Annotated in this window: 6 protein-coding genes; 2 read left to right on the forward strand and 4 right to left on the reverse strand. The window is 56.0% G+C overall.

The features are described from left to right. Nucleotides 1-306: hypothetical protein (locus tag ACXJ5O_RS13410; RefSeq protein WP_457300321.1), on the reverse strand; the 306-nt coding region annotated here is incomplete at its 3' end. A gap of 143 nt (nt 307-449) precedes the next feature. Beyond that, nucleotides 450-905 carry a YcgN family cysteine cluster protein gene (locus ACXJ5O_RS13415; protein ID WP_457300322.1) on the reverse strand — a complete coding sequence of 152 codons (456 nt, stop codon included), beginning with the start codon at nt 903-905 and terminating at the stop codon, nt 450-452. Nucleotides 906-1,116: 211 nt separating this feature from the next. Here ACXJ5O_RS13415 and ACXJ5O_RS13420 point away from each other — a divergent pair, with 211 nt between their 5' ends. Continuing rightward, nucleotides 1,117-3,150 (forward strand): OmpA family protein, encoded by a 2,034-nt coding sequence (locus tag ACXJ5O_RS13420; RefSeq protein ID WP_457300323.1) that lies wholly within the window; start codon nt 1,117-1,119, stop codon nt 3,148-3,150. 123 nt (nt 3,151-3,273) lie between these two features. Further along, nucleotides 3,274-3,798: a TIGR00645 family protein gene (locus ACXJ5O_RS13425; RefSeq protein WP_112530730.1), complete on the forward strand. Its 525-nt coding sequence runs from the start codon at nt 3,274-3,276 to the stop codon at nt 3,796-3,798. Between the two features lie 64 nt (nt 3,799-3,862). Here ACXJ5O_RS13425 and rpoD read toward each other — a convergent pair whose 3' ends face one another. Next, on the reverse strand, nt 3,863-5,890 hold the full coding sequence (gene rpoD / locus ACXJ5O_RS13430; RefSeq protein WP_210003050.1) for an RNA polymerase sigma factor RpoD: 2,028 nt from the start codon (nt 5,888-5,890) through the stop codon (nt 3,863-3,865). Nucleotides 5,891-6,205: 315 nt separating this feature from the next. Then, entirely contained in the window at nt 6,206-8,161 is a 1,956-nt protein-coding gene (dnaG, locus tag ACXJ5O_RS13435; protein ID WP_457300324.1) for a DNA primase, read from the reverse strand. Between the last annotated feature and the right edge of the window lie 208 nt (nt 8,162-8,369).

An 8,369-nucleotide genomic window follows, 5' to 3' on the forward strand; every position in this document is an offset into this window, starting at 1 on the left:
CACAACGGCAGTGCGTAGACCCCGCTTCCATCCAGTTACACGAACAACGTTGCGATTAACGACTACCCGTGGGTTGCGGATCCCCATGCGGCTTGCCTTGCTGGCAGCCTGACCCGGAGTGCAAACGCGATATGGGCGATGGCCATAGCGATATTGGACATCGACGAGTGGCGCGGAAGTTGTTCCATGCTGAACCACGATAGGTGAGGCAAAGGCCGGTGCCGCGAACGATGTGTTTGCGCCGAGGATAGCACCGATGCTGATTGCAGCACCGACTGCAAGCAACTTGAGTGAAAGACTAGCCATATGAGCGTTCTCCTGTTTGATTGTCCGGGAATTGGGGGAAGTGTTTTCAGACATTCTGAAAACCGGACAGGCGCCCTTTGTTCCACAGACGATCTGAACAAATCCTCAACGCCTCATTCACACAGCGTTCACTTGGAAATCGCTCAGGATGGCAATTTTTCCCGCATCATATGATCAAAATAGTCTTCGTCCTCTTTCATTTCGTGATCGAACGCGGTGATCTTGCCACGCACCGAGATCCCGGCGTCATGGACTGTTTCGGGGTCCCCTGAAACAAGCGGATGCCACCAATAAAGATCCTTGCCCTCATCGATCAGACGGTAACCACACGTCTCCGGCAACCAATCGACTGTCCGGACGATCTCCGGTGTCAGGAATACGCAATCCGGCACCTTCTTCTTGCGATGTATATAGTCTGAACACTGGCACGTACCAGCGTCCAGCAAGGTGCAAGCCACTGTTGTGAAATAGATTTCTTCTGTGTCCTCGTCTTCCAGCTTGTGCAGACAGCAGCGTCCGCAGCCATCGCACAGGCTCTCCCATTGCGAGCGGTTCAGCTCATCCAGAGTCTTCGTTTTCCAGAACGGTTCTTGAGGCATGCGGCTCAAATACATCCCGGACGCCGCCGCGTCCACGTTTTAAACATGAACGCGGGATGAACAGCGTCTTCACTTGAGATACAGGCTGCCCCTGCAATCCTTCATCCATTGCTAATCGGGATCGCACCGGACAAACGGTTGCCACAAACGGGAACAAGGTTGCGATCACAAACATTTGACGTGTTTCAACGACAAGAAACACGAGACAGGGATGAACATGAAACGGACAGCACTCTTTTTTGCATCGACGGCGATTCTCTTTTCCTCACCGGCGGCAATGGCAGAACAAGCCCCGATCAACCGGCCCTTCATCTCCTCAAACAGCAATGTACCCTCGCGAATGCTGGCGCAGGCGGAAGAGACCGCGCCTCAGGCGGGAGAACCTGTCGAGGAGCTGAAGAAACACAAGGGCGGCGACCACCAGGCAGAAGAAGCAAAGAAACGTGCCGCTGATGAAACAGAAGCCGCAGCGAAGGAACAGCGGAAGGCTGAAGAGCAGGCGAAACATCAGGCCGATCAAGCCGCCAAGGCTGCCGAAAAGGAAAATGAACAGAAGGCCGAAGAGGCCAAGCGCGCTGCAAATGCGGAAGCTGACAAAGCCGCCAAGCAACAGAACGCGATAGAAGAAGAAGCCAAACAGAAAGCCGCACAGGAAGCCAAGTCTGCAAAAGCCGCCGAAAAAGAAGCGGCGCAGGAAGCCGAAAAAGCCAAACGGGCCACCGAAGCCGAATCCAACAAAGCTGCCAAGCAGCAAAAAGCTGTAGAAGAAGACGCGCGAAAGAAGGCAGCGGCAGAGTCCGATGCCGCAAAGGCGGCCGAGAAGCAAACTGCCAAGGAGGCCGAAAAGGTCAAGAAGACGACCGAGCAGGAAGCGGACAAGTCGGCTGAAGCGCAAAAGGCCGCCGAGGAAGAAGCTCGCAAGAAGACTGATAGTGCTCAGAAAGCGGCGGGCAAGCAAACCGATAAAGCCGCCGAAGAGGCGAAGAAAGCAACTGATAAGGCTGCCAAGGAAGCGCCGACAGCTCCCGCACCCGATTCGCCCGCTACGGCTGAACAGCCTTCGCAGGCCGCGCCTGCAGAGCCGACCACCAAGGAAGCCAAGCCTGTCGATCCAACCACCGGCAAAGCTGCGCAGCAGGAAGCTTCGCCTTTACCGGAAAACGCTGCTCCAGCACTTGACAGCGCGAAACGGCCACCTGCTGGCGGGGCCAAACAGGGGCAAACCGCCGAAGGACCTGCGGATCAAAAACCCGTTGCGCAACAGCCTGCCGTCGCAGCGCCAAAGAACGATGCGGATGTTCAACAGGAGCTTGCTCCCGTCAAGATCGAGCCCGTACTCACAGAAAAGGGTACCCGCACCAAAGACCGCAGGCCTGATGAGCGTCCAGGCGATGTACAGGTAGTGAAGAAATTCGGAGACCGGACCGTCGTCAATATCGACAATAACGTCTACGTCGAGAGCTCAGACCGGCCGCGCATGTCACGCGACTCGAAGGACGTCTATTACGAAGACTTGCCTCGTAAACGTACGAGAGAAACCATCGTGCGCGACAATGGAGTGCAGATTGTCACGATCCGCAATCGCTATGGCGATGTGATCCGGCGCTCACGCGTCATGCCGGACGGCCACGAGGTTGTGTTGACATACACGCCCGACTACGACCGCGAGGAACGTCTGGAATGGCGTGATCCRGGTGATGACCTCCCACCGCTCGCGCTCAACATTCCGGTTCGAGATTATATTCTGGACGCGGAAGAGGCGCCTCAGGAAGAGGTGTACGATTTCTTCGAGCGGCCGCCCGTCGAACGGGTCGAACGCATCTATTCGATCGACGAGGTCAAGCGCTCCGCACGCATCCGCGACAAGGTTCGCCGCGTTGATCTCGATACGATCACCTTCCAGTTTGGCTCTGCAGATGTCGGCGAAGACCAGATCAGCCACATTGAAAGCGTTGCAAAGGCAATGGCGCAAATCCTCAAGAAGAATCCCGCCGAGACTTTCCTGATCGAGGGCCACACCGATGCCGTCGGGTCCGACCAGGCAAACCTTGTCCTTTCTGACAGGCGGGCGGAATCGGTTGCCCAGGCTCTGACCAATGTCTTCGATATCCCGCCGGAAAACATGGCTACCCAAGGCTATGGCGAGCAATATCTAAAGATTAAAGCCGACGGCCCGGAACAAGAGAACCGCCGTGTCGCCATTCGACGCATTACACCGCTGGTTGCCCCCGTGGCCAGCAACTAAAACCGGCATTTCCAACGAAAAACCCGGGCTGAGGTCCGGGTTTTTTATGTTTGTTGCTTGAGTTAAGCTCCGTCCTGCTTATTTGATGAGCTAAGCCCGATTGTTCAACCGGACCCTTATTTTATGAAACGTCTTGAAATCTTTGTCGAAAACATCATCCTCGCCTCGCGCTGGCTCCTGGTCGTCTTCTACCTTGGCCTTGCTGCAGCGCTTGCAATCTACGCTTTCTCTTTCGCCGGCAAGCTGGTGGACTTCGTATCCAAAGTCACCACCCTCAATGAAACCGATACTATCCTCAAAATGCTCAGCCTGATCGACGCAGCGCTGGTCGCCAGCCTCGTCGTCATGGTCATCATTTCAGGCTATGAGAATTTCGTCAGCCGCTTTGATCAAGCCGATGAGGTTCACTGGCTTGGAACGATCGATGCGGGATCGCTCAAGATCAAGGTCGCGTCGACCATTGTCGCCATATCGTCGATCCATCTGCTGCAGGTCTTTCTGAACCTGACGCAGTTCAGTACCGAACAGCTGACATGGTTCACCGTGATCCACCTCGCCTTCGTGTTCTCGGCGCTGTTTCTTGCCTATATCGACAAGCTGATGGTGAAGGACAAGGGCGACAAGAAAGCCGAAGAGCCATCGCTCTGAAAGAACTGCATAACAAAAAGCCCGGCACTTGGCCGGGCTTTTTGTTTGTCGTGACTTCAGAAGATCAGCTGTCGAGGAACGAACGCAGCTTTCTGGAGCGGCTCGGATGCTTCAGCTTGCGCAGTGCCTTTGCTTCGATCTGACGAATACGCTCGCGGGTCACCGAGAACTGCTGGCCAACTTCTTCCAGAGTATGGTCGGTGTTCATGCCGATGCCGAAACGCATGCGCAGCACGCGTTCTTCGCGCGGTGTCAATGAAGCCAGAACCCGCGTTGTCGTATCGCGCAAATTGGCCTGGATGGCAGCGTCGATCGGCAGAAGCGCATTCTTGTCCTCGATAAAATCGCCGAGATGCGAATCTTCCTCGTCGCCAACCGGCGTTTCGAGTGAGATCGGTTCCTTGGCGATCTTCAGCACCTTGCGCACTTTCTCAAGCGGCATGGCAAGCTTTTCAGCCAGCTCTTCCGGGGTCGGTTCACGGCCGATTTCATGCAGCATCTGACGCGATGTCCGAACGATCTTGTTGATCGTCTCGATCATATGCACCGGAATACGGATGGTGCGCGCCTGGTCGGCGATCGAACGGGTGATCGCTTGACGAATCCACCAGGTCGCATAGGTCGAGAACTTGTAACCGCGACGGTATTCAAACTTGTCGACCGCCTTCATGAGGCCGATATTGCCCTCCTGGATSAGRTCGAGGAACTGCARRCCGCGGTTGGTATATTTCTTGGCGATGGAAATAACGAGACGCAGGTTTGCCTCGACCATTTCCTTCTTGGCGAGCGCAGCTTCGCGTTCGCCTTTCTGCACCTGATTGACGATACGGCGGAATTCCGAGATCGAAATGGCGGTTTCCTGCGCCATGTTCTGAATTTCCGTACGCAGGTTCTTGATCGTCTCTTTTTCGTTCTTGGTATATTCTTTCCAGCCGCGCGTCGTGAGGTTGGAAACAGCCTTCAACCAGTTCGGATCGAGCTCGTTGCCCTGATATTCCTTGAGGAAGTCCTCGCGACGTACCCCGTAAGATTCGGCCAGACGCAGCAAGCGCCCTTCGTTCTGAACGAGACGCTTGTTGATGTCGTAAAGCTGGGCGACCAGCGCTTCGATACGGTTCTGGTTCAGTGACAGCGACTTGACCGCCTTGATCAGCTGATCCTTGAGTTCCTTGTAGCGGCGCTCCTGGCTCGGCGACAGCGATCCGGAGGCAGCAAGGCGGTTCTCCACCTGCTGATCCTGCAATTTGCGCAGCTTCTTGTAGGTATCGGCAATAACGTCGAGGGTCTCCATGACCTGCGGACGCAGTTCGGCTTCCATCGCGGCAAGCGACAGATTTGCCTCATCATCCTCGTCGTCATCTTCTTCGACGGGCGCGTCACCCCCAACATTGGTGATATCGTCATCGTCGCGGCGACTGCGCATCCGGTCATTGGCCGCAGCAGGCTTTTCTTCCTCGACCCGTTCGATCACCGGAGCCTGTTTGGCTTCGGGACCCGCATAGGTGGTCTCGAGATCGATGATTTCACGCAGCAGAATCTTCGACTCGTTCAGATCCTCGCGCCAGATAATGATCGCCTGGAAGGTCAGCGGGCTTTCGCAAAGACCCGAGATCATGGTTTCGCGACCAGCCTCGATGCGCTTGGCGATGGCAATTTCGCCTTCGCGCGACAACAGCTCGACCGTGCCCATCTCGCGCAGATACATGCGGACGGGATCGTCGGTGCGATCGGTCGGTTCTTTCTTGGTCGTCGTCGGTGCTACGGCAGTGCCAGTCGACTCCGCGAGTTCGCGGGCATCGCTTTCCTCGTCGGCGCTGTTGTCTGTTTCTTCAGCGTCAGCGTCCTGCTCGTCATCTTCGACAACGTTGATGCCCATGTCACTCAGCATGGCCATGGTGTCTTCGATCTGTTCGGAAGTGACCTCTTCGGATGGCAGAACTGCATTGAGCTCGTCCATCGTCACATAGCCGCGTTTTTTCGCGAGCTTGATCATCTTCTTGACAGCGTCATCGGAAAGGTCGAGAAGCGGTCCGTCTGGCGCGCCTTCGCGCTCGACTTCTACTTCTTCGTTTTCCTTTGCCTTCGTTGCCATATTCTATATCTCCAAGCGGTGTTCGCTTTGTTCCCCTGATGGGCGCTTTGTTTTATGCATGAAAACAACGAGCGCGGCAGCGCACCGGTTCCCCTACATCATCAAGGTATAAATGATCGACTAGCCGAAATCCTGTTAATGGCGGATTAACCTTGTTATTCCGTCACGCTACATATCTGCCGAATTTGCCAGTTTTTTTGCTTTACCCGCAAACGTCGGCGAAATATCTTTAATTCGCGCACTCTGATTCCGTCATTATTGACCCACGTCAACCCCGACTCAACTGATTCGTAGGAAAAAAGCGAATCAATTCGGTCAAAACCCCTTGCCCGATCGCCCTGACGGTATTCCGAACCCTTCGATCAGCGCTTCAGTTGCCTGCGCATTGCGAATATCGTTCTGAATATCCAGGAGCCGGTTAAGGTTTTCATCGGTGGCTTCGCTCGCCAAGGCGGTTTCAGCTACTTTCAGCTCTTTATGTAGTGTGCTTGCGCGTTGATGCAAGTGAATCGCCTGCTTTAGCGCCTCCAAAGCGTCTTCTTCTGCCGCTTCCGCCGTCGCGGTCCACATGCGCGCACGCCGCGTCAATGCTTCCAGCGCTTCAATCAAGGCGCCATGATTGGTATCGACCATCGCCTTGCGCATCTCTGTCCCGTTGGCGACATGATGCTCGGCCATCGCATTGAGCATGGCGGCATGAAAGCGCTTGAGGTCCGGATGGCTGAATTCAAGCCGCACCACGGTTTCGAAATCCTCCTCGATCAACCGCGGGTGATTGAACAACGTCATCAGGATAGCGGTCTCGCGCAAGGGAGGCGCTGCCGATGTGGTCTTCACCAAAACGGAACGCGCCAGACTGTCCGAAACCGCAAAACGGCCAGTGGCTGCGCCCCTGCCCCGTTGGCCGTAACCATTCTGCTGGCCGAAACTGTTCTGGTTGTTACCGCGTGGGTTATTGTTGCTGCGCTGGTTCGAACCGAAGAACTGCTGGATACGCTCACGCACATCCTGCGCATAGTGGCGGCGCACATTCTCGTCGCCGATCAGCGCCGTCATCTGTTTAAGGCGTGCTTCAAGTTCGGCGCGCCGCTCCGGCGTGTCGAAGACGCCGCTCGCCGTTTCGCGCGTCCACAGCATGTCTGCCAGCGGTCGCGCATCATTGAGTACAGCCTGGAAAGCTTGCGGGCCGGAGCTCTTGACCAGATCGTCAGGGTCCTTGCCTTCTGGCAGCACAGCAAAACGTAAGGAGAAGCCGGGCTTCAACACGGGCAGCGCCAGATCGATTGCGCGGTGCGCAGCCTTGATGCCCGCATTATCGCCATCGAAACAAAGTATGGGCTCTGGCGACATGCGCCAGAGGAGATCGAGCTGATCTTCCGTCAAGGCGGTCCCGAGCGGCGCGACGGTGTGGGTGAAACCGGCCTGCGCCAGGGCAATCACATCCATATAGCCTTCGACGGCAATGACAGCCTTTGCCGGTTGACCAGCTTGCGGTTGCGCCGCCTTTCTGGCTCGCAAGGCGTTGAAGAGAATTTTGCCCTTATGGAAAAGCTCGGTCTCGTTGGAATTCATGTATTTCGCGATGGCATTGGGCGCCAGCGCCCGCCCGCCAAAGGCAATGATACGGCCCCGCAAGTCCTCGATCGGAAACATGATGCGATCACGGAACCGATCAAACGACACCGGCTTGTCATCGCCATAGACCACCAGCCCACAAGCCTCGATCTGCTCCTTGGTGGCGTTCTTCGATGCCAGGTGTTCCTTCAGCGCGTTACGGCTCTCGGGCGCATAACCCAGACGATAGGAATGCTGCGTCGCGGCGCTCAGGCCCCGCTCTCGCAGATAAGCACGGGCCTTTGCTCCGCCCGCCGCCTGCAGCTGCTCCTCGAAGAACTTGGTCGCCATCTCCATGACGTCGTAAAGCGTGGCACGTTTCGCCTCGCGTATTTCCATTTCAGCGTCGCGCGCTGGCATCGGCACGCCGGCCATGTCGGCAACGCGCTGCACGGCCTCGGGGAAACTCAACCCCTCGAGCTCTGTCAAAAAACGGAAATGATCACCAGTAACGCCGCAGCCGAAACAATGGTAGCGGCCCTTGCGGTCCTCGCAGTGGAAGCTCGGCGATTTTTCGCCATGAAACGGACAGCAAGCCCAGAAATCACCCTTCGGCGCGTTGGTCTTTTTCCGGTCGAACGAAACGCGCGTCCCGATCACGCTGGAGATCGGTACACGCTCCCTGATCTCATCGAGAAAGGACGGCGGAAATCGCATGCGGCTCTTCGTTCTTCAAAATTGGCGCTTCGGAAAGTCAGTTTGGCAGCCTGGAACTCTATCTATCAGGCTCGAACGATATTGCATTAAATAAGAACGCGGCGGAAGTCCGGCAAGCCCGTCATCCCCTGTTCATCGCGTAGAATCGCTTCTCGACGGACTCCGAGCTTTTACAAGCCGGCAAACGACTATTTGCCTGATAAAAAAC

This window comes from Phyllobacterium sp. P5_D12 (assembly GCF_054049495.1).

What these genes read in the sequence shown, in the direction of transcription:
- ACXJ5O_RS13415 (WP_457300322.1), bottom strand. Translation starts at nt 905, where the DNA reads ATGCCTCAAGAACCGTTCTGGAAAACGAAGACTCTGGATGAGCTGAAC.
- ACXJ5O_RS13425 (WP_112530730.1), top strand. Translation starts at nt 3,274, where the DNA reads ATGAAACGTCTTGAAATCTTTGTCGAAAACATCATCCTCGCCTCGCGC.
- dnaG (WP_457300324.1), bottom strand. Translation starts at nt 8,161, where the DNA reads ATGCGATTTCCGCCGTCCTTTCTCGATGAGATCAGGGAGCGTGTACCG.